The organism is Gracilibacillus sp. D59 (genome assembly GCF_052246695.1).
GTDB lineage: Bacteria > Bacillota > Bacilli > Bacillales > Amphibacillaceae > Gracilibacillus.
The window spans coordinates 394,011-416,920 of the sequence record NZ_JBQQCK010000001.1 but is presented as its reverse complement, the minus strand read 5'-3'; the positions used below and the strand labels follow the sequence as shown (position 1 = coordinate 416,920).

24 protein-coding genes are annotated in these 22,910 nt (G+C 36.0%); 19 read left to right on the top strand and 5 right to left on the bottom strand.

Annotated features, from left to right (window positions below; translation table 11 throughout):
• The first annotated feature begins 11 nt into the window (after positions 1–11).
• The 3 genes from pseG to pseI are packed head-to-tail and all read left to right on the top strand — an operon-like array spanning position 12 to position 2,686.
• A complete protein-coding gene (pseG, locus tag ACTWP4_RS01950) occupies positions 12–1,070 on the top strand; it encodes a UDP-2,4-diacetamido-2,4,6-trideoxy-beta-L-altropyranose hydrolase (RefSeq protein ID WP_443127072.1) in 1,059 nt (352 codons plus the stop codon).
• Positions 1,071–1,082: 12 nt separating this feature from the next.
• Complete coding sequence (pseH, locus tag ACTWP4_RS01945) at positions 1,083–1,634, top strand: UDP-4-amino-4,6-dideoxy-N-acetyl-beta-L-altrosamine N-acetyltransferase (RefSeq protein ID WP_443127071.1); 552 nt, start codon at positions 1,083–1,085, stop codon at positions 1,632–1,634.
• A gap of 2 nt (positions 1,635–1,636) precedes the next feature.
• Positions 1,637–2,686 carry a pseudaminic acid synthase gene (gene pseI / locus ACTWP4_RS01940; RefSeq protein WP_443127070.1) on the top strand — a complete coding sequence of 350 codons (1,050 nt, stop codon included), beginning with the start codon at positions 1,637–1,639 and terminating at the stop codon, positions 2,684–2,686.
• Between the two features lie 81 nt (positions 2,687–2,767).
• Here the strand turns inward: pseI and ACTWP4_RS01935 are convergent, their stop codons facing one another.
• Genes ACTWP4_RS01935 through ACTWP4_RS01925 form a run of 3 tightly spaced genes read right to left on the bottom strand, consistent with a single transcriptional unit; the run spans position 2,768 to position 3,647 of the window.
• Positions 2,768–2,845 carry a universal stress protein gene (locus tag ACTWP4_RS01935; RefSeq protein ID WP_443127354.1) on the bottom strand — a complete coding sequence of 26 codons (78 nt, stop codon included), beginning with the start codon at positions 2,843–2,845 and terminating at the stop codon, positions 2,768–2,770.
• Positions 2,842–3,279: a sulfatase/phosphatase domain-containing protein gene (locus tag ACTWP4_RS01930; protein ID WP_443127069.1), complete on the bottom strand. Its 438-nt coding sequence runs from the start codon at positions 3,277–3,279 to the stop codon at positions 2,842–2,844. The genes ACTWP4_RS01935 and ACTWP4_RS01930 overlap by 4 nt, the downstream gene beginning before the upstream one ends.
• Positions 3,219–3,647 (bottom strand): sulfatase-like hydrolase/transferase, encoded by a 429-nt coding sequence (locus ACTWP4_RS01925; protein ID WP_443127068.1) that lies wholly within the window; start codon positions 3,645–3,647, stop codon positions 3,219–3,221. The genes ACTWP4_RS01930 and ACTWP4_RS01925 overlap by 61 nt, the downstream gene beginning before the upstream one ends.
• A gap of 197 nt (positions 3,648–3,844) precedes the next feature.
• Here ACTWP4_RS01925 and ACTWP4_RS01920 point away from each other — a divergent pair, with 197 nt between their 5' ends.
• The 11 genes from ACTWP4_RS01920 to ACTWP4_RS01870 all read left to right on the top strand — a co-directional run bounded on the left by ACTWP4_RS01920 (position 3,845) and on the right by ACTWP4_RS01870 (position 13,693).
• Positions 3,845–4,252, top strand: coding sequence for a VOC family protein (locus tag ACTWP4_RS01920; RefSeq protein ID WP_443127067.1), 408 nt, complete (start codon positions 3,845–3,847; stop codon positions 4,250–4,252).
• An 854-nt stretch (positions 4,253–5,106) separates the two neighbouring features.
• Positions 5,107–6,135: a LacI family DNA-binding transcriptional regulator gene (locus ACTWP4_RS01915; protein WP_443127066.1), complete on the top strand. Its 1,029-nt coding sequence runs from the start codon at positions 5,107–5,109 to the stop codon at positions 6,133–6,135.
• Positions 6,136–6,269: 134 nt separating this feature from the next.
• Positions 6,270–7,595 (top strand): ABC transporter substrate-binding protein, encoded by a 1,326-nt coding sequence (locus ACTWP4_RS01910; protein ID WP_443127065.1) that lies wholly within the window; start codon positions 6,270–6,272, stop codon positions 7,593–7,595.
• A gap of 65 nt (positions 7,596–7,660) precedes the next feature.
• Positions 7,661–8,554 (top strand): carbohydrate ABC transporter permease, encoded by an 894-nt coding sequence (locus ACTWP4_RS01905; RefSeq protein WP_443127064.1) that lies wholly within the window; start codon positions 7,661–7,663, stop codon positions 8,552–8,554.
• A gap of 27 nt (positions 8,555–8,581) precedes the next feature.
• Positions 8,582–9,451 (top strand): carbohydrate ABC transporter permease, encoded by an 870-nt coding sequence (locus ACTWP4_RS01900; protein ID WP_443127063.1) that lies wholly within the window; start codon positions 8,582–8,584, stop codon positions 9,449–9,451.
• A gap of 32 nt (positions 9,452–9,483) precedes the next feature.
• On the top strand, positions 9,484–9,939 hold the full coding sequence (locus ACTWP4_RS01895; RefSeq protein WP_443127062.1) for a VOC family protein: 456 nt from the start codon (positions 9,484–9,486) through the stop codon (positions 9,937–9,939).
• A 13-nt stretch (positions 9,940–9,952) separates the two neighbouring features.
• Positions 9,953–10,648 (top strand): SDR family oxidoreductase, encoded by a 696-nt coding sequence (locus ACTWP4_RS01890; RefSeq protein WP_443127061.1) that lies wholly within the window; start codon positions 9,953–9,955, stop codon positions 10,646–10,648.
• Between the two features lie 19 nt (positions 10,649–10,667).
• Positions 10,668–11,303, top strand: a complete 636-nt coding sequence (locus ACTWP4_RS01885) for a ThuA domain-containing protein (RefSeq protein ID WP_443127060.1) — start codon at positions 10,668–10,670, stop codon at positions 11,301–11,303.
• Positions 11,304–11,326: 23 nt separating this feature from the next.
• Entirely contained in the window at positions 11,327–11,791 is a 465-nt protein-coding gene (locus tag ACTWP4_RS01880) for a VOC family protein (RefSeq protein ID WP_443127059.1), read from the top strand.
• Between the two features lie 370 nt (positions 11,792–12,161).
• Positions 12,162–12,947: an arylamine N-acetyltransferase family protein gene (locus ACTWP4_RS01875; protein ID WP_443127058.1), complete on the top strand. Its 786-nt coding sequence runs from the start codon at positions 12,162–12,164 to the stop codon at positions 12,945–12,947.
• 134 nt (positions 12,948–13,081) lie between these two features.
• A complete protein-coding gene (locus ACTWP4_RS01870) occupies positions 13,082–13,693 on the top strand; it encodes a class I SAM-dependent methyltransferase (RefSeq protein ID WP_443127057.1) in 612 nt (203 codons plus the stop codon).
• 550 nt (positions 13,694–14,243) lie between these two features.
• On the opposite strand, the gene ACTWP4_RS01865 is transcribed toward ACTWP4_RS01870, so the two are convergent.
• Together ACTWP4_RS01865 and ACTWP4_RS01860 are read right to left on the bottom strand one after the other, a co-directional pair.
• Positions 14,244–14,681, bottom strand: a complete 438-nt coding sequence (locus ACTWP4_RS01865; RefSeq protein ID WP_443127056.1) for an SRPBCC family protein — start codon at positions 14,679–14,681, stop codon at positions 14,244–14,246.
• Between the two features lie 190 nt (positions 14,682–14,871).
• A complete protein-coding gene (locus ACTWP4_RS01860; protein ID WP_443127055.1) occupies positions 14,872–15,651 on the bottom strand; it encodes an SRPBCC domain-containing protein in 780 nt (259 codons plus the stop codon).
• A 341-nt stretch (positions 15,652–15,992) separates the two neighbouring features.
• Between ACTWP4_RS01860 and ACTWP4_RS01855 the strand changes: the two genes are divergently transcribed.
• From ACTWP4_RS01855 to ACTWP4_RS01835, 5 genes are all read left to right on the top strand, one after another.
• Positions 15,993–17,288: a four-carbon acid sugar kinase family protein gene (locus ACTWP4_RS01855; protein ID WP_443127054.1), complete on the top strand. Its 1,296-nt coding sequence runs from the start codon at positions 15,993–15,995 to the stop codon at positions 17,286–17,288.
• On the top strand, positions 17,285–18,292 hold the full coding sequence (pdxA, locus tag ACTWP4_RS01850; protein ID WP_443127353.1) for a 4-hydroxythreonine-4-phosphate dehydrogenase PdxA: 1,008 nt from the start codon (positions 17,285–17,287) through the stop codon (positions 18,290–18,292). Before ACTWP4_RS01855 ends, pdxA begins: the two co-directional genes overlap by 4 nt.
• Before the next feature lie 325 nt (positions 18,293–18,617).
• The gene (locus ACTWP4_RS01845; RefSeq protein WP_443127053.1) at positions 18,618–19,502 is read left to right on the top strand and encodes an SMP-30/gluconolactonase/LRE family protein; all 885 of its coding nucleotides are present in this window, start codon (positions 18,618–18,620) and stop codon (positions 19,500–19,502) included.
• A 355-nt stretch (positions 19,503–19,857) separates the two neighbouring features.
• The gene (locus ACTWP4_RS01840; RefSeq protein ID WP_443127052.1) at positions 19,858–20,922 is read left to right on the top strand and encodes an ABC transporter substrate-binding protein; all 1,065 of its coding nucleotides are present in this window, start codon (positions 19,858–19,860) and stop codon (positions 20,920–20,922) included.
• A gap of 213 nt (positions 20,923–21,135) precedes the next feature.
• Positions 21,136–22,803 (top strand): cache domain-containing sensor histidine kinase, encoded by a 1,668-nt coding sequence (locus ACTWP4_RS01835; RefSeq protein ID WP_443127051.1) that lies wholly within the window; start codon positions 21,136–21,138, stop codon positions 22,801–22,803.
• Positions 22,804–22,910 lie beyond the last annotated feature (107 nt).

Below are 22,910 nucleotides of genomic sequence, written 5' to 3'. Positions count from 1 at the left end.
AGGTAGAGTTTATGAATGTATTGATAAGGGCAGATGCTTCTATTGATATAGGAGCTGGTCATGTTATGAGGTGCTTAGTTTTAGCGAATGATCTCCGTAAGAGGAATGTTAATGTCACTTTTATTTGTCGTGAATTACCCGGTCATTTAATAGAATATATACAATCAAACGGGTTCAAGGTCCATTCTCTTCCTGCTTTACAAAACGAGGAGAACCATTTAAATTGGCTCCAAAATAACTGGAAAGTAGATGTACTGCAAACAATTGAATTATTAAGGCAAGCATCTAATATAGATTGGTTCGTTATTGATCACTATGCTATTGATGAGAAATGGGAATATATCATAAGACCATTTGTTAACAAAATAATGGTGATTGATGATTTAGCTAATCGCTATCATGATTGTGATTTGCTTTTAGACCAAAATCTGTATCGAAATATGGAAGAACGCTATTTAAAACTTATCCCTAAACATGCTACTGCTTTATTAGGAATTAAATATCTTTTGCTAAGACAAGAATTTAGAGATTTAAAAGATATAAAAGAAAGAAGTGATATTGTAAAACGAATACTTGTATCTTTTGGTGGCAGTGATCCAACGAATGAAACAATGAAAGCATTAAAGGCCTTGGATATGATGAAAAGGCCAGATATCACAGTTGATGTAGTGATTGGATTTTCAGATCGGAACTATTCATCTATTAAACAATTTTGTGATAAAAAGCCTCATATAAAATTGCACAGTCAGATAAATTATTTAGCAGAGTTGATGGCAAAAGCTGATTTGGCAATTGGAGCAGGCGGAAGCACGACATGGGAAAGGTGTTATGTTGGTTTGCCAACTATTACGATTGAAACAGCGGAGAATCAGTCTGAAATATTATCATACTTATCAGAATTAGGTGCGATAAGTCATTTAGGACATAGCGAGAAGGTAACAGAACAAGACATAACAAATAATCTCCAAAACGCTATCAATTCTCCAAATATGATCAAGAAGATGATAGGTGCATCTAAATGTATCATGAAGGACTTTGAAGATTGCTCAGTTGTTAAACATTTAAAGTAAAGGAGGATCGTTATGGGTGAAACTGGAGATTTTCAATTGAAATCACTTAATCTGAAAGATTTGAAAAAGGTTCTCCAATGGCGTAATTCAAAAAGAATTAAGTCAAAGATGTATAAAGATCATCACATAACTTGGGAGGAACATTATCAATGGTTTAAAAATGTATCAATAGATTCACGTCAAAAAGTGTGGTTATTGTATCATCAAAACCGACCTTTGGGATTAGTAAATTTTTCAGATATTGACAAAGAAAATTCCCGATGTTACTGGGGATTTTATATAGGGGAAGAAAAGGCACCTAAAGGTTCTGGAACGATTATGGCAATTTTAGCCCTGGACAAAATTTTTAATGAAGTTGGACTATACAAAGTTTGTTCCGAAGTTATTTATACGAATAGTGAAAGTATCCATTATCACAAGAAGTTGGGATTTGAATCAGAAGGTAAATTTGTTGATCATGTGTGGAAAGATGGTCAATATTTGGATGTTATTCCTATGGCATTATTTAAGGAAAAATGGGTGCAGGTTAAAACAAAACTTATAAAGGACTTGGGGGGTGGATAACCGTGAGAGAAATATATTTGGGAGGGCAGCAAGTAGGAAAAAGTAATCCTCCATTTATTATTGCTGAAATGTCTGGTAATCATAATCAATCATTAGACAAAGCACTGAAAATAGTAGATGCAGTAGCGAAGACAGGGGCAAATGCACTTAAAATCCAAACATACACCGCAGATACGATGACATTAAATGAGGCTAAAAATGAATTTGTGATAACCGATGCCAAAAGTCCTTGGAAAAATAAAACATTGTATGAACTCTATCAGGAAGCGTATACGCCATGGGAATGGCATGAACCGATTTTTCGACGTGCACGTGAAATAGGAATCATTCCTTTTAGTACACCGTTTGATAAAACAGCAGTTGATTTTCTCGAAACATTAAATACACCATTTTATAAAATTGCATCATTTGAAAATAATGATATACCGTTAATTAAAAAAGTTGCCTCAACGGGTAAACCAATGATTATATCTACAGGCATGGCTACTGCAGCTGAATTAGATGAAACAGTAAAAGCCGCAAGAGAGGCTGGCTGTAGAGACTTAATTCTCTTGAAATGCACCAGTACATATCCAGCAAGTCCGAAGAATACGAATATTACAACGATTCCTCATATGATAGATCTATTTCAGACACAGGTAGGTTTATCAGATCATACTTTAGGAACGGGTGTTGCTGTTGCAAGTATAGCGTTAGGAGCGACTGTCATTGAAAAACATTTAACATTAGACAGAAAAGACGGTGGTGTGGACTCTACCTTTTCTATGGAACCGTCTGAAATGAAATCATTAGTAGAGGAAACTAAGCGTGCATGGCAAGCGATAGGTAAGGTGCAATATGGTCCAACAAACAAAGAAAAATCTTCTTTACAATTTAGACGTTCTATATACGTTTCTAAAAATGTGAAGAAAGGAGACATTTTTACAGAAGATAACATAAGAGTTATAAGACCAGGATATGGTTTGTCTCCAAAATACTATGAAAAAGTATTAGGAAAACAAGTAAAAAATGATATGAAATCTGGCACTCCTCTCACTTGGGATAACCTGTAACCTTTTTACAGACATTTATGTAGTAAGCAGTAAATAACCCCCACCAATTAATGATGGGGGGGATTTAACGCTTAAAAGTTTCTATTTTACGATTAAAACAGGACATTCCACATTTTGAACAATACCGTTACTAACACTGCCAAGGAAAAATTTCTTTATACTGCCAAGTCCCCTGCTGCTTCCAGTTCACTGTCCATTGTGCGGATAAATTTGTATTGCTCTGTACGTCCCCCCCTTGCTGCTTGCCATGCACATTCACTTAAATAGATTTTAGATTGTGTCCCTCGCTCTTCTCCCAAAATAGATGGCCATAGACTTTTGCCATCAATATTTTCTGGAAGGGATAGAGGTTCAACGATTGGTTCGTCACTGTTATTAATTGCATCGAATAATGTAGGCATAATATCTACTTGTTGAACTAATCCTTTCACTCGTTTTCCATGTGGTATTTGTTTAGGCCATCTCATTATTAATGGTACTTGAACAGTTGTATCATAAAGACCGCAGTGATCCCAAAAGATATCATGTTCTGTTAAACTTTCCCCGTGATCGCCAAAAATAATAAGTAGAGTCTCCTCTCTCCCTTTATCCACCTTCTATTTCCGACACTATTAATATAGTAGCGAAACCCTCTCGCAAACCATTCTTGTAATTGGTATAAGTTATCTACCGCTCCAGTGGTAATCCCTGCTTGGCGTAACATGGTGGGGAGCCACTCGGTCGATTTAGAAAGGTTGTTTAACTGTGACCCGTGGGAAACAATCCCCGTGCGTAGCCCTACTTTTCCAGTGAAAATCGAGGTGTGAGCTGCCTCAGTTGGTATATCAGATGCAAATGCATTTTCAAAAAGTACACCTTCTGAGGCTATATGATCCAGATAAGGACTTGTAGGTTTAGAATATCCGTAGCATCCTAATCTTTTAGCTCGTAGAGAATCTAGTGAAATCATTATGGTTTTCAAATGTGAAAGCCCCTTTTCAGACTAAACGAGATGATCCGTCATTTGAGTATATTTTTATTTTAAATATATACGGAAACTGTATCGACATTGATTAAGCCATGAATGTGCTTTAGTTTTTTAGGAATGAGAGTAGTGTGTTAATATAGTGAAAACGATATCAAAATTTGAGCTTTAGGTAATTACGAGGAGGAATAAATATGATTAAAGGTATAAGCCACACCGCGTTTACTGTTCAAAATATGGAGGAATCGTTAGAGTTCTATTGTGATCATTTGGGTTTTGAAAAACTGTTTGAGTTACATAACGAAGATAATGAGCCGTGGATTATTTATCTAAAAGTTTGTGATGGGCAATTTATCGAATTGTTTTATGGAGGAAAGAAAACAACAAACATAGATAGTGAGACTATTGGTTATAATCATTTATGCTTAGAAGTAGACGATATAACTGAAATTGCAGATCATTTAAAAGGAAAAGGATTAACATTAGATGTGGAACCAAAACAAGGCTTGGATCTAAATCAGCAATGTTGGATAAAAGACCCAGATGGTAACCGAATTGAATTTATGCAGTTACATCCAGACTCTCCGCAATCAAATAAATAATTATGTTTATCACGGTGCTAATCGTCCGTAAACCCCCCACCAACAGAAGCAAGAGGAAACAAAAGAGGAGAAAAACTTTTTGGATCGCTTATTAGATCTATTTAGATAAAGAATATTTTTGATGGCATACCTGTCTGTTAGGTATGCTATCTTTATTGTATAGACCAAGCATGAAAAAGTGACAGGACATTTATTCCGTTATTTTAGCTTAAATTGGTGTTTTTTATATGTTCGCGGACATCTGTTCCGTTATTAACTCAAAATCTTACCATTTTTCTAGTCAAATGACTAAATAGCGGAATAGATGTCCATCAACGCTGGAAAAAGAGTATTTCACAAGGAAATAAGGGATTAAATGTCCGGAAACGAGTGAAGCATGATGAGATACACCGGAACAAACACGGGCAAATACATTGGAACTTACAAAATGGACAGAGAACTCGGTTACCATCGATATATCCACTTTTTTGAGCGGTTTTTGCTCGAAAAAGTTAGCTGAAGGGTAAAACCCACGAACAGGGGAGTGGGCAGCCTATTGTCTAGTTTTTTTAATAGTTGGAGTCTTTCTCCTAAAAAATTTTTGCTTTTTGTGAATGGTGTAAGGAGTAGGAGACTGACTTAGGAAGGGAGGATAAAATTATAAAAAGAGAGTTGACAAAAAAATAAAATTGTTATAGCATCTATGTAACCGCTTAAATAAACGCGTGTTTACAACATTTGTTTTTACATATATCTGTTATAACATCAAAATAAACACGTGTTCATAACAAAAGTGAAATCTAAAATAAACACGTGTTCACAAATGATAATTTTCGATAATATACTTCAAAAAGTATAAACAGAGGTGTCTTGATATGACAAAAATCAATAGTGCAGAAATTGCGAAGCTAGCAGGTGTTTCCAGAAGTACGGTTAGTCGTGTGATTAACAACTACCATAACGTACCTCCTGAAACAAAAGAAAAGGTATTAAGAGTGATTAAAGATTATAACTATTATCCGAAGTTGCATGCGCAGGTTATGGCAGGAAAGAAAACAGGAACAATTGTGTTATGTATCGTTGATGATGGTAATATATCGAATGATTCCACCAGTAACTTTTTGATTACAAGAGTGATTGAAAGTGCTGCAAGTGCTGGATATTATGTTTTGACAGTTGTTATTCGAGATATAAATGAAGCTGGTGCCAAAACACAAATAAGAGAAATCTTCCATCAGAAACGAGTAGATGGAGGAATCTTTATCGGTGTTGATCTACAGGAGCCGTTAATCGCTGAATTAATCACGGAAGGATTTATTATTGGACTTTTCGATTATGAAAAAAATATTGATGCTCCTAATCTATTAACCTATAACTTTGATGATGTAAATGGAAGTAGTGTGGCAGTGGAACACTTGATTGAATTGAATCACAAAGATATCGCTATTTTAACAGGAAATATGAAACGCTTCTCCGGAATGAAAAGATTCGAGGGCTACAAGGAAGCAATGAAAAAACATGGACTTCAAATTAGGGAAAACTGGATTGCTGGTGGGGACTTTAATTCCAAAGCAGGCTATGAGGGAACAAAGCAAATTATACAGTCCGCTACCAATATTCCGACTGCGATTTTTGCCTCAAATGATAGTGTGGCTTTTGGTGCAATGAAAGCTCTTGGTGAAATGGGATTAAAAGTTCCTGAGGATATCTCCATTATCGGGGTAGATGACCATCTATTAAGTCCGTTTCAAAAGCCAGCTTTAACTACTATGAGGGTGGACTTCAATACTATGATGCAAAACTTAACATTTGATGTGATCAGAAGCATTAACGATGAAACGATAGAAGAACCAAAGCTTACCAATATGGAACTCGTTGTAAGAGAATCCTGTAGAAAAATCTAATGTTGAAATAACTTGAGGAGGTGGTGGAACCCAAAAAAATAAGTATAGCACTCTTCACCCAAGAATTCTTTTTCAGAAGATGTAAGTTACTGTCGGTCTTTTAATGGTCCAATTAAGGGGAGGTAATTTATAAAATGAGAAGAAAGAATTTATTTGTTGTCATTATGTCTTTGTTATTTTTATGGATGACTGGTTGTTCATCAAGTTCAGATGAAAGTAGTAACAACAGCAGTAACGGCGATGGTGAAGGAGCATTTACTTATTGGTATCCATGGGGAGGAGATTCTGAAAAGTGGGATAAAGGCAGAATGGCCGATTATGAAGAAGAAACAGGAACAGAAATTAATGCTGTCTATGTCCCCCCTAATGGTGGTTTAGATAATGGAAAGCTATTATCTGCAATCAGTGGTGGAAATCCCCCTGATTTAGTGGTTACTTCTGGAGATGGCTACCAGTTAGCCTATGGATTAGCGGCACAAGGGGCTTTGGAACCGATTGATAAATACCTTGAGAATGCAGGTTTTAATGAAGAGGATGTTCTAGAGGGATTCCGTGATTTAATGAAACAGCCAGACGGAAAAACCTACATTTTGCCACAGGATTCAAATGTGAATATGCTTTACTACAATGTGGAAATGTTCGAAGAAGCCGGGTTGGATCCTGATAATCCTCCACAAACAATTGAAGAACTAGATGCAGCGGCAGAAGCCTTAACGAAAATTGAGAATGACAATATCGAAAGACTCGGCTTTATTCCTTGGTTAGATGCAGGAGAAGAACCCTATTTATGGGGGTGGATTTTCGGAGCTAACTATTTCGATTCAGAGAAAAAAGAAGTGACCCTAGAAGATCCAGCAATAGCTGATGTCTATAATTGGATGGATACTTATGCACAAAAATACGATCCTGAGAGAATAAAATCTTTCACATCAGGTTTTGGAGGCGCTTTCTCCCCCGATCATCCATTTATGACTGGAAAAGTTGCCATGACGGTTACCGGAAACTGGTTTGCTAATGCCCTGAAAATTTATTCGCCAGATACCGAATATCGAGTAGCACCAATTCCAAGTCCTCCTGGAGGAAGAGAAAAATCTACTGTGTTTGGTACGAACGTTTACTTAGTTCCAAAAGGAGCAAAAAATCCTCAGGCGGCTATTGACTTTGCTTTGTATGGAAATACAGATGAAGTATTGGCTGGAAACATTAACATTTGGCGCTCTATTTCCATCTGGAAGGAGAAATCAGATGCGATTGAGTGGGAAAATGACCCTATCTACGATACAGTATTGGAAATTGCCGCTTCCCCAGAATCAGGGCATCCAGCTTTAACTTCAATAGCTGGAGAAATGGGAGATGAACTGATTAGCCTGCGAGACAGTGTCATCTATAACGACAATGATCCGGCAGATCTTTTAAAAGAGTCTGATAAAAAATTACAAGAAGCTGTAGATAAAAAATAAAGATCATCTGATTACAGCTGAATAATCAGTTATTCAGCTGTAATCAAAAATGGAGGTCACCCTTTATGAAAATGCCTGTTCTATCTAACCGAGAGACAGATAATGCGGTATCTTCCATCTCAAATCGGCTGAATCTGCAAAAGTTTTTGAGCAAGATGCCTGTCTATCTGTTTTTATTTGTCTTTGCATTTGTGTTTATTGTTCCTTTTTTTTGGCTACTATCAGGTTCCTTGAAAACAAGCTCTGAAGTGTTTGCAGACCCACCAATATGGATCCCTGAAACGCTCAACTGGGCAAATTACAAAGAAGCTTTTACTTCTTTTCCATTTTTTCTTTATTTTAAAAATACCATTATCATTGTCTTTTTTACATGTGTTGGAGCAGTCTTTTCCAATTCATTAATTGCGTACGGATTTTCCCGGATTGAATGGAAGGGAAGAGATGCTGTATTCATTATCGTGCTGGCAACATTAATGTTACCTTTTCAGGTTATTATGGTCCCTTTATTCTTATTATTTAAAGAAATCAATTGGGTTGGTACATTCTTGCCATTAATTGTGCCACACTTTTTTGGAAACCCTTTCTTTATTTTTTTACTGCGTCAGTTTTTTATGGGCATACCCAAAGAATTGGCTGAATCAGCACGGATGGATGGGGCAAACGAATTGATGATTTATTGGAAAGTCATTCTACCTTTATCGAAGCCGGTATTGGCAACGGTTGTCATCTTTCAATTTATTGAGGCGTGGAGAGATTTCCTTGGACCACTCATCTTTTTAAATGACAATAAATTATACACATTGTCGTTAGGGGTTCAACAAATCATGTCGCAGAATGACCCAAGGTGGACATTGTTGATGGCTGTTGGGGTAGCGATGACCTTGCCGATCATTATCATCTTTTTCTTTTTACAGCGCTATTTTATTGAAGGTATCACATTTACAGGATCAAAAGGGTAAATACAACTGAAAAGGGAGATTGAACGTATGAATACGGAAAGAAGGAATTTGCGAAACGGCTTACTGTTTATTTCTCCATGGATAATCGGATTTGCATGTTTTACGGCTATACCGTTATTCAGTTCATTATACTATTCGTTTACACAATACGACCTAATTTCAGAACCGACTTTCGTGGGATTCGATAATTATCGTAGCTTGCTATTTGAGGATGATTTATTTTACCAAGTATTAGGAAACACGATGTATATGATATTTATTGGATTAACTTTTACAACGATTATGACGATTTTCATTGCCATCTTATTGAATACGAAAGGGATTAAAGGAATCTCTTTCTTTAGAGTTGTATTTTTTATTCCGACTCTAGTTCCATTTGTAGTGTTAGCGATATTATGGATTTGGATTTTACAGCCTGATTCGGGGGTGGTTAATTCTCTCTTAGGTCTGTTTGGTATTGAGGGTCCTGGCTGGTTTTCAAGTCCTACTTGGTCAAAACCTGGATTTATCCTGATGGCGACCTGGATGGCCGGTAATATGATTTTAATATATTTGGCGGCATTAAGTGATATTCCGCAATCCCTCTATGAAGCAGCATCTATCGATGGGGCAAACGCGTTACACAAAGTCTTTCTAATTACATTACCCATGCTTAGACCTGCCATCCTGTTTAATGCCATCACAGGAATGATTGGTGTATTCCAGTCTTTTGCAGAAGCATTTATTATTACAGACGGGGGTCCGGATAACTCTACATTGTTTTATTCACTCTATCTGTATCGAAACGCCTTTCAATATTTTAATATGGGCTACGCTTCAGCAATGGCATGGATTCTATTAGTAATTGCTTTAACGATTACAGCCATCTTTTTCTCTTTATCGAAAAGATGGAGTTAATACATTTAAATAATACGAGGAGGATTTTTATAATGGAAAAAAAATCACTTTTAGGAACAGATGTAGTAGCACAAATAGGAATTATTGTGAAGGATATTGAAAAGACTTCTAAAACGTTTGCTGAATTCTTTGGAGTAGACGTACCATCAGTAGATTGGACAGATGAATTTGATAAAGCACAGACTCATTATAAAGGAAAGCCTGTCAAATCTCGTGCTAAGCTAGCTTTCTTTGAAATGGGAAATATTCAGCTCGAATTAATCGAACCGGATGAGCATCCTAGTACATGGAGGGAATTTCTAGAAAACCATGGGGAAGGTGTCCATCACATTGCATTTGTGGTCAATGGAATGAAGCAAATTATAGCCAATATGGAAAATCAAAATATGCCTCTTGTACAGACGGGGGAATATGAAGGTGGACGTTACGCGTATATGGATTCATTTGATCAATTAAAAGTCATCCTGGAATTATTGGAGAATGATTAGGAGGAGGTTGCAAATGAAATACCTGATTACAGGTGCCAATCGAGGTCTTGGACTTCATTTAACAGAAGAAGCCTTAAAACGAGGTCATCAAGTATTTGCTACGACTAGGAAACAACAGAATGATCATTTACAGGAATTGAAAGATAACTATACGGAGGCCTTAACCATTTTGATATTGGATGTTCAAAGTGAAGAAGACGTGGAAGAAGCGGCAAAAAAGTTAAGAGACAATAGTCAAAAGCTAGATGTGCTGATCAATAATGCGGCCATTTTAAATGAAAGAGAAAAATCGATCGAGGATTTAGATATAGAATTATGCTCCACTGCCTTTGATATTAATGTGTTAGGCCCAATGAGAATAGTGAAACACTTTTTACCTTTGATGAATAAAGGAACATCCTCTTCTATACTCAATATATCGTCTGAAGCGGCCAGTTTTACTAACGCATATGCTGGAGATTACCCTTACGGCATTTCAAAAGCAGCTTTAAATATGTTATCTGAGAAACTAAGCAAGTATTTAAAGGAAGAGCAAGTACAAGTGCTATCCATACATCCTGGATGGATGAAAACAGATATGGGAGGTGAAAAAGCACCTTTTGATCCGATTGAGACAGCAGAAATGATTATTGACCTTTCCGAAAGAAAAAAAGAAGTGAAATCTCGATTTACCTTCGTTAACAGGGATGGTAGTGCTATGGATATCTGACAGAAAGGTGTGTTTGACTATGAATATACTAGCGGTAGTAGGAGATTATTACCATGATGAGGCGTTAATGAAGAAGGCGTTGAATGATGTGGTCGGGGATATGGATGATGTTGAACTGACCTATTCTGATCGTGTAAATCTAGTGAAAGACCTAAGCAGTAACCCCGATCTCGTCATATTAGGTGCTGAAAATCGTTTAAATCCGAATGAAGATGTAATCGAATATTGGTTATCAGAAGACGATGCTGAAATTATTGCTGAATATGTAAGGAATGGCGGAGGTTGGTTTGCCTGGCATTCAGGGATGGCAAGCTACGAGAACAATCAACCATATATCAACATGCTCGGTGGATTTTTTCAATATCATCCTGATGAGCACCAAATGGTTACTTATCTTTATCAAGCACATCCTCTTTTCGAAGATAAACAAGATGCTTTTCAAATTAAAGATGAACATTATTTCATCAAACATGGAGATGAAATAGAAATCTTTTTGAAGTCAGAGTCTGTTGATGGTGAATCAATTGCTGGATGGACTCGAAGTTACGGAAATGGCCATGTAGCATGTTATGCACCCGCGCACTTAGAAAGTGGCATGCAGCATCAGGATGTTCAAAATGATATGAAAAGGTTAATGGAATGGTGCTTAAGCTAGATTAATTCGACATGGAGGTTACTATGAATTCACTATCAACAAAAGAAATTGTGAAGATCGGTATTATTGTAAAAGATGCTAAAGCTTCTGCCTCTGCTTATGCCAAATTATTTGGAATAGATGAACCGAATGTATTTACAGTTAGCCGAGATGATGATCCTACCAAGCATCCTGATACTTGGTATAAAGGTGAAGCAATTTTACCACCTGAAGTTCGCATTGCTATAATAGATACTGAACCGATTTATTTAGAATTAATCGAGCCGATATCCATTGAAGAAAATCCATTTAGGGACTATTATACAAAGCATGGATCAGGTGTGTTTTTTCTATCTTTCTTTGTAAAGGATTTTCAACAACATATTAGCTTGATGGAAAATATGGGTATGCCGATGAATTATAAACAGTCATTTGCAAATGTGGAATACGCTTATTTTGATTCTGAAGACGAATTAGGTCTTGCTTTAGAGTTGAAGGAAGAGAAATAACAAGAAAACCATGCTTGTCTTTCTGAAGAGAGAGGCAAACATGGTTTTTATTTATAAAGCAGGAAAGCATAACCATTGGTATCACAGCATTTTGGTATCCTATCCCCGTTTAAAATGAGTCATAAATAAAGATATAGTTGACTAATCATGTTGTTTATGATGAAAGTTATCGTGTGCAAGAAAACCGCTTCGGCTACCCACTTCCCTTTCCACGGGGTTTTGCTCGGTTTTTCTTAAGCATCAAGACATACATATGGTGTATTGGAATGTTTAAATGGTAACATGGCAAGTGAAGTTATCAAAGCAGACAATCATATAAAATGAATGATCGTTATGTAGAAAAATATTATACATAGAGGAGGAATAAAAAATGACTGAGCTGAACACATTGTTTCGTGAAAAAATCGGTATGCCAGAGAACAAAAAAGTCACATTTACGACGCTAGATCACATTCTTGAAAAAACGGCAGTTGCGTTTCCTTTTGAAAATTTATGTATTATAGCAAACAAAACGGAAGCTGTAACCAAACAGAATTTAATGGACAAAATACTCGTTCGAAACGAAGGTGGTTTATGCTATGAGTTAAATCCATTACTTTATTTTTTTCTGGTGGACAATGGATGTAAGGTAACTTTAATTCGTGGAGAAGTGTACAATAATGAAAAGAAGGACTGGTCTCACCTGGGAAGAACTCATGCAGCAATTCTTTTGGAACATGAAGGCAATAACTATTTGCTGGACACCGGATTTGGTGGCAATTTGCCATTGAAGCCTGTGCCGTTAAATGGTGAGACTGTTACGTCACGTAATGGGGATTTTCGAGTTCGAGCGCTACAAAGTGAATATGGGGATTATGTGCTCGAAATGAAATTAAAATATAAACATACGGAATGGCAAATAGGTTATGCTTTTGATTCACAACGACTAGTGGGGAATGTAACTGAATTAGATGAAATAAGCAATATTATTGTTCACACGCAAAAGTCACCTTTTAATAAAACGCCAATGATTACCCAACTTACAAGTGATGGGAATATAACATTAACGAATACTTCTTTCACGCAATGGAAACATGGGAAATCGAAAAAGGAACAGATTGATGAGACAAGATTCAAACAGTTGGCGAAACAGTATTTTGGATTCCAAGATCTGTGAGAAGTCGGATTCTGTCATTTAGCCAAGAGGAATCCCGCAATGTTAATGGCATCCTTGTACACACTTCAAGAATCGTGAGTCTCACTTTATTTGCTGGCCACACTCACTTAATGTCACTTAAAGGAAGTGAAAGGATGAAAAAAGAAAAACTAATCAAGAAGTTTGATAAACAGGTGAAAATGTATGAAAATAATCGCAAAAATGCAACACTCTTACCATGGAGAAAGAAATTAATAAAAAAAGCATATGGCAATGTTTTAGAAGTCGGAGTTGGGGCTGGGGCAAATTTCCCTTTCTACACAAAGGAAACTGTTCAAGTTACTGGAGTAGATTTTAGCTCAGAGATGATAAAGAGTGCGAAACAATCGGCATCTAATTATCATTTCCATACAGAATTTCTGGAGGAAGATGTCGATCATTTAACATTCGCACCGAACTCCTTCGATTGCATTGTATCAACCCTTTCACTATGTAGTTATGCCAAACCACATGAATTAATGAATAAATTTAATGACTGGTGTCGAGAAGATGGTACCGTGTTATTAATGGAACACGGTCTTAGTTCAAACCTTTTTTTATCTTATACACAGAAAATTATTGATCCCTTACACAAAAAAATAGCTGGCTGTCATTGTAATCGAGATATAGGGAAGATAGTTAAACATTCAGACCTTCAAATTAAAAACATCGAAACATATTGGTCTGGTATTCTATACTTAATTTGGGCTATACCTAACAAGAATTAGTTCAGACTAATTCAGTAATACTATAGATTCTGAACACACACTCAAGTGAATTTGCAGGATCCTTAGCCTCTATTTCGACTACTGCATCTGATTACCTCAATCTGATCAAGGTTGGGGAAAATTATTGGCAACATAATTGAGTTTTTTTTAATCGTTTTGTTAACTTTTCATTTTTCGTTGAAATCAATGTCTCGCGCTTGCTGGACTTGAGCAATGGTATAAAAATCACGTTACGGGATATACCTTAAAGGGTTGGTGCATTGTCTACTTTTGTCAATGCATTTATTTTGAACTCTATCCGTATGGAGGCCATCCAATTACTAGCAAAAGCGAATGGAACCGCCCATTTGGAAGAGTGGGACCTTTTTCGTAAATTCAATAGAGAGTCACGCTAAAAAAGCGTGGCTCATTATTTAGTGAGGATTGGTTTGTGTTTAGGCAAAATTATTAAGGTGCTCATATTGATTCTTAAGAGTTATTTTGCAAAAATCTAAGCTGGACAATACTATTTAAAATAAAAACAGAACAAGAGAACAATCCCCATACAATATTACTTTTTCTCAAGTATCTCCTTAATTCTCTGTAAATCTTTCCTATTTGCTCGTCTTATCATCATCCCCATAAATGGTGTGAACAATTTCGAGAACCCTGATGGTTTGCCTTTGTTTCTCAACACCATTTGAGTACGATTATCATCTACAAAATGCCATGTGTAAATCGTCTCCATTGGAAAAGGTCCGTTTGCAGTTTTCATCACAAGTTTACTACCAGGGATTAATTCAGTAATTTGATAAACATATGCAAGCTCTCCTCTGAGAAACCAAGCTTTGAATGCAATTTGTGAACCTAACTGAAGTGGCTTTGAATTTTTCCACTCAGCTGAATGAATGTTTTCATACCATTCAGGGGCGTTGTCAGGGTTTGTAGCATACGCTGATACATCATCAATAGGACGGTTTATTGTGATTTCTGTTTCTATATCTACCATTGTGACTTCCTCCAACCTCCTTCCTGATTTTTAGAAAGATTCAGGGATTATTTATCTCGTGCTAACTGTCTGGTAAGACCCCACTTCAAGCTTCAAGTAATACAAGGACAAGTTATGGAAAACAGACACTATCACCCTGATAAGTTTCGCTAATGATCAGTAGGGGCCAAAACCCCCACTGATCATAGTCTCACTTTCTTTCTACATAATTTTTTAGTAAGGTGCCAAGGAGATATTCCCAGCCTTTTGTGTGATCTTCTTCCCAATTTTCTTGAAGAATGCCTGAAGCTGTGTGGGATAGTTGAAGTAATGTACCACCGTCTTTTTCAATCAGACGATAAGTATAGGCACTGTTTACTGCACCTTGCATGCCAAGATGTCCGAATAAACGAATTTCTTCAGGAGCATTTACATAATAAACTTTTCCCCAAATGGCACCTTCATTTTCTCCCCATTTTTCAAGAAAATGTCCTCCCGGAACTGGCTCAAATGTGAATTGAGATTTTTTACCTTCAGGGGCTAAGCGGAACTCCCACCATTCTTGTACTTTATCTGTTAATGCTTTAAATACTGCTTCCCGTGGTGCAGCCATAAATATTTCTTGCTCGATATTAAAACCATTATTGTTTGTTGTCATTGTTTGTGTCCCTCCATTTTGTTCTACAGTTGATTTTAAGTTAAGTAATGCACTAGCGGTGGGTTTCATATACTTTCCTACCCATCGGTTATACACCTCTTGAAGTGGAACGGCATTAAGAAAGTTTATTTTATATTTCCCCTCACGTCTGACTAAAACCAAATTTCCTTCTTCCAAAACATTCAGGTGTTTCATGATGGCATATCTTGTAACGTTAGGGAAACATTCATTTAGTTCACCAGTTGTTTTAGGTGATTCCTTTAGTAAATCAAGAATTTGTCTTCTAATTGGATGTCCTAATGCTTTAAATACACTAGTAAATGCTTCTTCCATTACAAAAATCCTTTCAATAGTGGTGTTCCCATAAATGTGACCAAAAGGTAACGTATATAATGTGACTTAATGGTAACATGTGAAGAAAGGGTGAGTCAATATTGTTGTTGCCTTGCTTTGATTTTGGTAGAGTAGAGTGTAACTTAAGTAGCTTTAAGGGCGCTGAAAAATAGCTTAATAGAGCCAGTTTTCTTGTTTAGATAGTAATGTATTAATGTGTATACAAGGTTAATAAGGTATTTAATAAAACATCGAATTATTTTAAAAATGGGTTAAAATGTAACCGTTGACATTATAAGTTGAAAATAATTATTTTACTACATTAAATATGGAGGTGACATATGAAGATAGCAATTATTGCTGATGATTTATCGGGTGCAAATGATACAGGAGTTCAGTTTGCGAAAAATGGATTTAAAACCTCTGTACTGATAAATCAAGATGATTTTCCATTATCAGATTCTGAGGTGGTTGTACTGGATACTGATAGTAGATCCATATCAAGCTCTGAAGCATACCTTAGAGTGAAAGCTGCCTCACAACTTATTCATGCTCAACCTTTTGAGATGGTGTATAAGAAAATAGATTCTACACTGAGAGGGAATATCGGCGTAGAATTAAATGCCGTTACGGATGTTTTTACACCTGATTTCGTTATCATAGCACCTGCATACCCGGAGAATGAAAGAATAGTGGAAGATGGCAAGATGTATGTACAAAATAGTCCGTTGCATCTTACGGAATTTGCTTCAGATCCGAAAACACCGATCTCCACTTCCTTTATACCATACATTTTACAGCGAGATATACAACAGGAAGTTGGTTTAGTAAATAAAAGGGATTTAGAAAAAGGAAAAGCTCATATTCTTAACAAGCTTGAGAAATGGAAGGAAAAGAATATTACTTACATCTTGTTTGATTCTAATGAACAGAGTGATTTAGAGAAAATCGTTTCTTTTATCTACTATTCCAATTTCCATTTAGTATGGTGTGGCAGTGCTGGCTTAGCGAATGCGATAAGCTGCCTAATTGAAAGAAGAAGTGTTCCACCACATTTGCATAAACAAGTTGAGAACGGTACTATCTTGACGGTGATTGGGAGCGTTAATCAGAAAACGAGGGAACAGTTTGATAGATTGTTATCTAGCCAAGAAAATAAAGGTATCCAACTTCACTCCCACTTAGTAGTTGAAAACGAAGCTACTTGTCTAGCGGAGTTGCAAAGGGTGACAGATGATGTACTTGCTTCCTTATCTACATATAAAAGTATTGTAGTATATGCTGCTGGTAACAAACGAGAAATTGCTCAAGCAAGGGAAATAGGTAAAAAATATGGGTTAACTTCAACTATGATCAGTGACAAGATTTCTCAATCGTTAGGAGTCATTACTGCAAATGTGCTGGAACATAATGAATGCGCTGGTTTAGTCTTAACTGGTGGAGATACAGCTAGGCAAGTATGTTTATCTTTAGGTATAGCAGAACTTCGTTTAGTGAGTCAGTTAGAAGAGGGGATCCCAGTTGGTGTCATTAGGTGGAAAGGATCAGATTTAATAACGATAACGAAAGCAGGAGGATTCGGAAAGGTAAATGCATTAGAAAATGCAATTGATTACTTGAAGGGAGTGAATGGATAGTGCGTCCAATTATAGGTATAACAATGGGAGATGCAGCAGGTGTTGGACCCGAGATTATAATAAAAGTACTGAAAAATAACGATGTGTATAAGTTGGCAAAGCCGTTAGTGATAGGAGATGTGAAAATTTTAAAAAGAGAAGCGGCTTATATAGATTCTTCATTACAATTTAATGTGGTGGAGAATCCAAGTCAAGGTTTATATAAATATGGCGTAATAGATTGCTTGGATGTAGATCTATTGCCAATTGATCTACCTTACGGACAAGTTTCTGCAGAAGCAGGTCATGCAGCCTATTCCTTTATTGAAAAAGCAGTGCAATTGTCACTTGTAAAGGAAATAGATGCTATTTGTACTGCGCCATTAAATAAAGAAGCACTACATAAAGGTGGGCATACTTATCCAGGGCATACAGAAATATTAGCTGAGCTGACAGACACGGATGATTTTTCGATGATGTTAGCTACACCAAAGCTAAAGGTTATTCACCTTACTACTCATGTGGGTCTTCATGACGCGATTGAGCAGATTACGCCTGAAAGAACCTATAAGGTTATTAAGTTAGCTTATGATACGTTTGCTAGAGCTGGTCATCGAGACGTGAAAATTGCTGTGTGTGGTATAAATCCTCATGCTGGAGAGAACGGCTTATTTGGAAATGGAGAGGAAGAGGAAAAGCTAGTGCCAGCGATTCAGAAGACTAATAAGGAAAATATGAATGTAACAGGACCCTATCCAGCTGATACATTATTTTACCGGGCTGTTCGAGGGGATTTTGATATTGTAGTTGCTTGTTACCATGATCAGGGGCATATTCCAGTTAAAGTAATGGGTTTGGAAAAGGGTGTTAATATTACTGTTGGTTTAAAAAATAATGTCATTCGTACTTCGGTCGATCATGGCACAGCATTTGATATTGCAGGTAAAAATAAAGCTGATGAACGCTCTTTATTAGAAGCATTAATAATGGCGGTTGATTTAGTTCCTGCTCCACATAGTCTATAATGTTTACACTTTATGCTATTGGGTTTCATTTTGGTACTTACACTGACTTTAAGTACCAACATTGCTTCGTGTGCTTTCTGGTTTTAGTACTTAAATGTCTTTTAAGTACTATTTTGATGTTGCGCATCTGTATTTTGGTGCTTATTTTTAAGAAAGGGAAAATTTCTATAAAACGCTTGATCTCAACATTGCTTAACTTTGTCAATATAGTATCTCCATACAGATAGAATATTTTCCGCATTATAATAATAGTAGCTACAGAAAACGCTTAAACAATCTGGTATAGTATGAATAATATGAATGTGATTAAGAGGGAGGAAAAGTAATGAAAGCAGAAGTAGCTTACGAGATTAAAGCATTACTTGGTGAAGGACCATGTTGGGATGAAAGGAATCAAATTTTGTACTGGACAGATATTTCAGGAAAGGTCATTCACCGATTCGATCCGGAAACGAATCAGAACGACACGTTTCAAATCGGTCAGTTTGTCGGAGCAGTTATTGTGGCAGAAGATGGACGATTAGTTTTGGCGGCGGAAAATGGTTTTTTTTTCTATGATACTGTAACAGAACAATTGACCTCAATACATGATCCAGAAGTAGACAAACCTGACAATCGATTCAATGATGGAAAGGTGGATCCTGCTGGAAGGTTTTGGGCAGGAACGATGCAAAAGAATGACAATGATCCAGAAGGTGCTTTGTACTGCTTGGATGATAAGCTTGAAGTTAAGAAAAAGTTATCTGGATTACGAACTTCCAATGGTATGGCATGGGATATGAAATTTAATAGAATGTATTTTATCGATACTCCTACTAGAAATATTTATATATTCGATTATGATTTGGAAACGGGAACTATTTCGAATCAGCGTGTTGCCTTTCAATTCCCTGAAGCATACGGTTTTCCTGACGGTATGACGATTGATACGGATGGCATGCTCTGGATCGCTGGATGGGGTGGTGGTAAAGTAAGTAGGTGGAATCCGGAAACAGGGGAAGTTTTGTCAACGGTAGAAGTACCGGCCCTAAATGTCACCTCCTGTACTTTCGGTGGAAAAGGTTTTGACACACTATACATCACAACTGCAAGAGTGGGGATGACAGACGAGGAATTGGAAAAACTCCCGTTGTCCGGCAGCCTATTCTTGGTCAAAACCAATACAACAGGATTGCCAGCTGATCGTTTTAGGAGCAGTCACAACGTTTAAATGTTACGTCCGAGAATCAGCTTTGTGACTTCAGATCAATCTTAGAAGAGTACATAAAAAAATAAAAAAAGGACATGGTAAAATGTGCTATCCCTGATTGCTTCTCAGTAGAGGTGATCAGGGGAGTTGGTGTTTGTTATCACGGGCAATTCGTCCGTGAAACCCCCACTGATGAAAGGATCACCTTATATTGTTCGGTTGTGAAGTAGTGTAATGATTCCGTTTTTGCATGCTGCGATTTTCATATTATTATTAAGTTGGAAATTTATAAATAAACAAGCATTATTGTAAATACTTTTATTGAGATCCCTTTTATCATGAAGAAGTGTCAAAATTATATAAAGGGGAGAGTAACATGAAAAGTATGAAACGTATTTTTTTATTTTTGGTTACTGCTTTATCATTAGTATTGATTCTATCAGCATGTAATACAGAAAATACAAACTCAATTGGTGAAAACAATGAGACGGACAATAATGGTGAGGAAGTTTCAAATGGTGATAATGAAGTAAGTGAAGAAAATGAAGCTTCTTCTGAACCTATTGTGGTTGGTTTTTCACAAATTGGTGCAGAGAGTGGATGGAGAACGGCCGAGACTCAATCTATTAAAGATACATTAGAAAATGATCCACAGTTTGAATTGAAATTCTCTGATGCTCAACAAAAACAAGAAAACCAAATCAAGGCACTCAGAAGTTTCATTGCTCAACAAGTAGATATAATAGCATTAGCTCCTGTAGTAGAATCTGGGTGGGAAACGGTTCTAAAGGAGGCAAAAGAAGCAGATATTCCCGTAATTTTGTTAGACCGTCGTATTAAAGTAGAAGATGAATCATTGTACACAAGCTTTATAGGATCAGATTTTATACTTGAAGGTGAGAATGCAGCAAAAGAATTAATTAACCTTATTGGTGAGGACGTAGAAACGAACATTGTAGAACTTCAAGGGACTGTAGGAGCCAGTGCAGCAAATGACCGTATGGAAGGTTTTGCAAATATTATTGATGAAAATGATAATTATAACATTATTAAATCGCAAACTGGTGACTTTACAAGATCAAAAGGTAAAGAGGTTATGGAAGCGTTCTTAAAATCAGATGGAGAAAATATTGATGCGGTTTATGCTCATAATGATGACATGGCATTAGGAGCAATTCAAGCCATTGAAGAATATGGTTTAAAACCTGGGGAAGATATAAAAATTGTATCTGTAGATGGAATTAAAGATATATTTGAGGCAGTAATTGCAGGGAAATCAAACATTATTGTAGAATGTAATCCATTGTTAGGTCCACAGCTTGCACAAGCAGCAAAAGATTTAATGGAAGGTAAGGAAATTGAAAGATGGATTAAAACAGAAGAATCAGTGTTTGTCGGTGCAGAAGCAGCAGAGGCAGCCTTACCAGATCGCAAGTATTAAATGAAGCTAAAAATCGAGATTGTATTTTCAATCTCGATTTTTATTCCTCTTGATAAAAATTTCTTAATAATGAATAATGAGTTTAACTAAGAATTTTACTAAGGGGGAAGAACAATCAATGTAAAAAAAGTAGTATTATATTTTAATAACAAAAGTATTAGATTTAAGCTCTTATTTTATTTTTTTATAATTATCATACTATGTGTATCTACATTGAGTTTTTTTGGCGGAAATATTTATAAAGATTCACTAGAAGAAGAAGCAAATATGCATACTGATCAAATGATTAATCAAGTATGGAGCAATATAAAAACACGGATTGAAGAAAACGAAAATATCATGTTTTACCTTTCGCAAGAAGAATCAGTAAAAGAGTTCATGCTGGAACAGGAAAGTAATAGTTACAAAGAACACTTAATAAAGAACAAAATGCGAATTTACAAAAATAGACATCCTGAGATTGCGGGAATTTTAGTCCTCAACAAGCATGATAGGTTTATAAGTAATGAAATCTCACGTATTTCAAGAGATCCACTCACAAAGGAACCCTGGTATATAGAGACAATAAAGACTCCTGAGAAAACCCATCTAATTAGCAATCCGATTGGTAGAAATATAAAAAACGATTCCAATTATCAAGTAAATAATGTACTCACACTTGTAAAGGCATATGAAGATCCTACTACAAATGAAGTAATGGGTGTTATCTTAATAGACTTAAAATTAGATTTCATCAAAAATATCATTGAATCTATAAAGTTAGGGAAAAGTGGTTTTGTTTTTATTACTGATGAGAGCGGTAAAGTTGTATATGCACCTGTAAATGATATTGTTTATCGAATCCATCCAAGTTGGTTACAGAATGAAAGCCCCTCACCGATTGAACGCACTATTAAAGGGAATAATTATCAAATAATTCACAACACTATATCTGAAATCGGGTGGAAAGTAGCAGGAGTTTTTTCTTTAGATGAAACGACAAAAGTAGTTTCTGAAGTTCAAAAGCTTACTTTTGTAATCGCTTTAATTACTTTGCTGGTTGGTTCTATATGTTCATTGTTTTTTGCAAGTATGATAACAAAACCAGTAAATAAATTGAAAACATTGATGGGAAATGTAGAAGAAGGAAGGTTTGATTTACGATTTCATTCCAAATACACAGATGAAATAGGACAATTAGGTAAGAGTTACAATAAAATGATTGATGAAATTGAACGTTTAATTGAATTAGTATATAAAGAACAAAGAAGCAAGCGAGAAGCCGAATTAGAAATCTTACAAGCACAAATTAAACCACATTTTCTATATAATACGCTAGATACTATTCAATGGATGGCTGACGAATATAATGCCACAAAGATAACGGAACTAGTGAATGCGCTAACAACACTTTTCCGAATTGGATTAAATAAAGGCAAGGAATTTATCACAGTAGAAGAAGAAGTGGAACATGTTAAAAGCTATCTTATTATACAGATGACAAGATACGAATCAAAGTTAGAGTATGAGATAAACATGAATGAGAGTTTGAAAGATTATCAAGTCTTAAAACTTATATTACAGCCCTTGGTAGAAAATGCAATCTATCATGGAATAAGAAATAAGAGAGGCAAAGGGAAGATTCTAATTAATATGGATACTCAAGATGATAAGCTTTTATTTACAGTTCATGATACTGGAATTGGGATCAAAAGCGATAAATTGCGAGAGATTAATAATTATTTAAAGGAAATGGATTCTAATGATTCTAAAGGGTATGGTTTGTTCAACGTTAATGAAAGAATCAAATTATCATACGGAACTGACTATGGTCTTAAAGTGTATAGTGAATATGAAAAAGGTACAACAATTATTGCAATCCTTCCTCTTAAGTTATTCTAATTTATCATGGTGCTAATCGTCCGTAAAAACCTCACGATTCGAGTAAATCAAAGAAGATAACGGACGCTAATACCCTGATAAGTTTCACTAACCATCAGTGGGGTTAA

What these genes read in the sequence shown, in the direction of transcription:
- pseG (WP_443127072.1), top strand. Translation starts at nt 12, where the DNA reads ATGAATGTATTGATAAGGGCAGATGCTTCTATTGATATAGGAGCTGGT.
- pseH (WP_443127071.1), top strand. Translation starts at nt 1,083, where the DNA reads ATGGGTGAAACTGGAGATTTTCAATTGAAATCACTTAATCTGAAAGAT.
- ACTWP4_RS01920 (WP_443127067.1), top strand. Translation starts at nt 3,845, where the DNA reads ATGATTAAAGGTATAAGCCACACCGCGTTTACTGTTCAAAATATGGAG.
- ACTWP4_RS01915 (WP_443127066.1), top strand. Translation starts at nt 5,107, where the DNA reads ATGACAAAAATCAATAGTGCAGAAATTGCGAAGCTAGCAGGTGTTTCC.
- ACTWP4_RS01910 (WP_443127065.1), top strand. Translation starts at nt 6,270, where the DNA reads ATGAGAAGAAAGAATTTATTTGTTGTCATTATGTCTTTGTTATTTTTA.
- ACTWP4_RS01905 (WP_443127064.1), top strand. Translation starts at nt 7,661, where the DNA reads ATGAAAATGCCTGTTCTATCTAACCGAGAGACAGATAATGCGGTATCT.
- ACTWP4_RS01900 (WP_443127063.1), top strand. Translation starts at nt 8,582, where the DNA reads ATGAATACGGAAAGAAGGAATTTGCGAAACGGCTTACTGTTTATTTCT.
- ACTWP4_RS01895 (WP_443127062.1), top strand. Translation starts at nt 9,484, where the DNA reads ATGGAAAAAAAATCACTTTTAGGAACAGATGTAGTAGCACAAATAGGA.
- ACTWP4_RS01890 (WP_443127061.1), top strand. Translation starts at nt 9,953, where the DNA reads ATGAAATACCTGATTACAGGTGCCAATCGAGGTCTTGGACTTCATTTA.
- ACTWP4_RS01885 (WP_443127060.1), top strand. Translation starts at nt 10,668, where the DNA reads ATGAATATACTAGCGGTAGTAGGAGATTATTACCATGATGAGGCGTTA.
- ACTWP4_RS01880 (WP_443127059.1), top strand. Translation starts at nt 11,327, where the DNA reads ATGAATTCACTATCAACAAAAGAAATTGTGAAGATCGGTATTATTGTA.
- ACTWP4_RS01875 (WP_443127058.1), top strand. Translation starts at nt 12,162, where the DNA reads ATGACTGAGCTGAACACATTGTTTCGTGAAAAAATCGGTATGCCAGAG.
- ACTWP4_RS01870 (WP_443127057.1), top strand. Translation starts at nt 13,082, where the DNA reads ATGAAAAAAGAAAAACTAATCAAGAAGTTTGATAAACAGGTGAAAATG.
- ACTWP4_RS01865 (WP_443127056.1), bottom strand. Translation starts at nt 14,681, where the DNA reads ATGGTAGATATAGAAACAGAAATCACAATAAACCGTCCTATTGATGAT.
- ACTWP4_RS01860 (WP_443127055.1), bottom strand. Translation starts at nt 15,651, where the DNA reads ATGGAAGAAGCATTTACTAGTGTATTTAAAGCATTAGGACATCCAATT.
- ACTWP4_RS01855 (WP_443127054.1), top strand. Translation starts at nt 15,993, where the DNA reads ATGAAGATAGCAATTATTGCTGATGATTTATCGGGTGCAAATGATACA.
- ACTWP4_RS01845 (WP_443127053.1), top strand. Translation starts at nt 18,618, where the DNA reads ATGAAAGCAGAAGTAGCTTACGAGATTAAAGCATTACTTGGTGAAGGA.
- ACTWP4_RS01840 (WP_443127052.1), top strand. Translation starts at nt 19,858, where the DNA reads ATGAAAAGTATGAAACGTATTTTTTTATTTTTGGTTACTGCTTTATCA.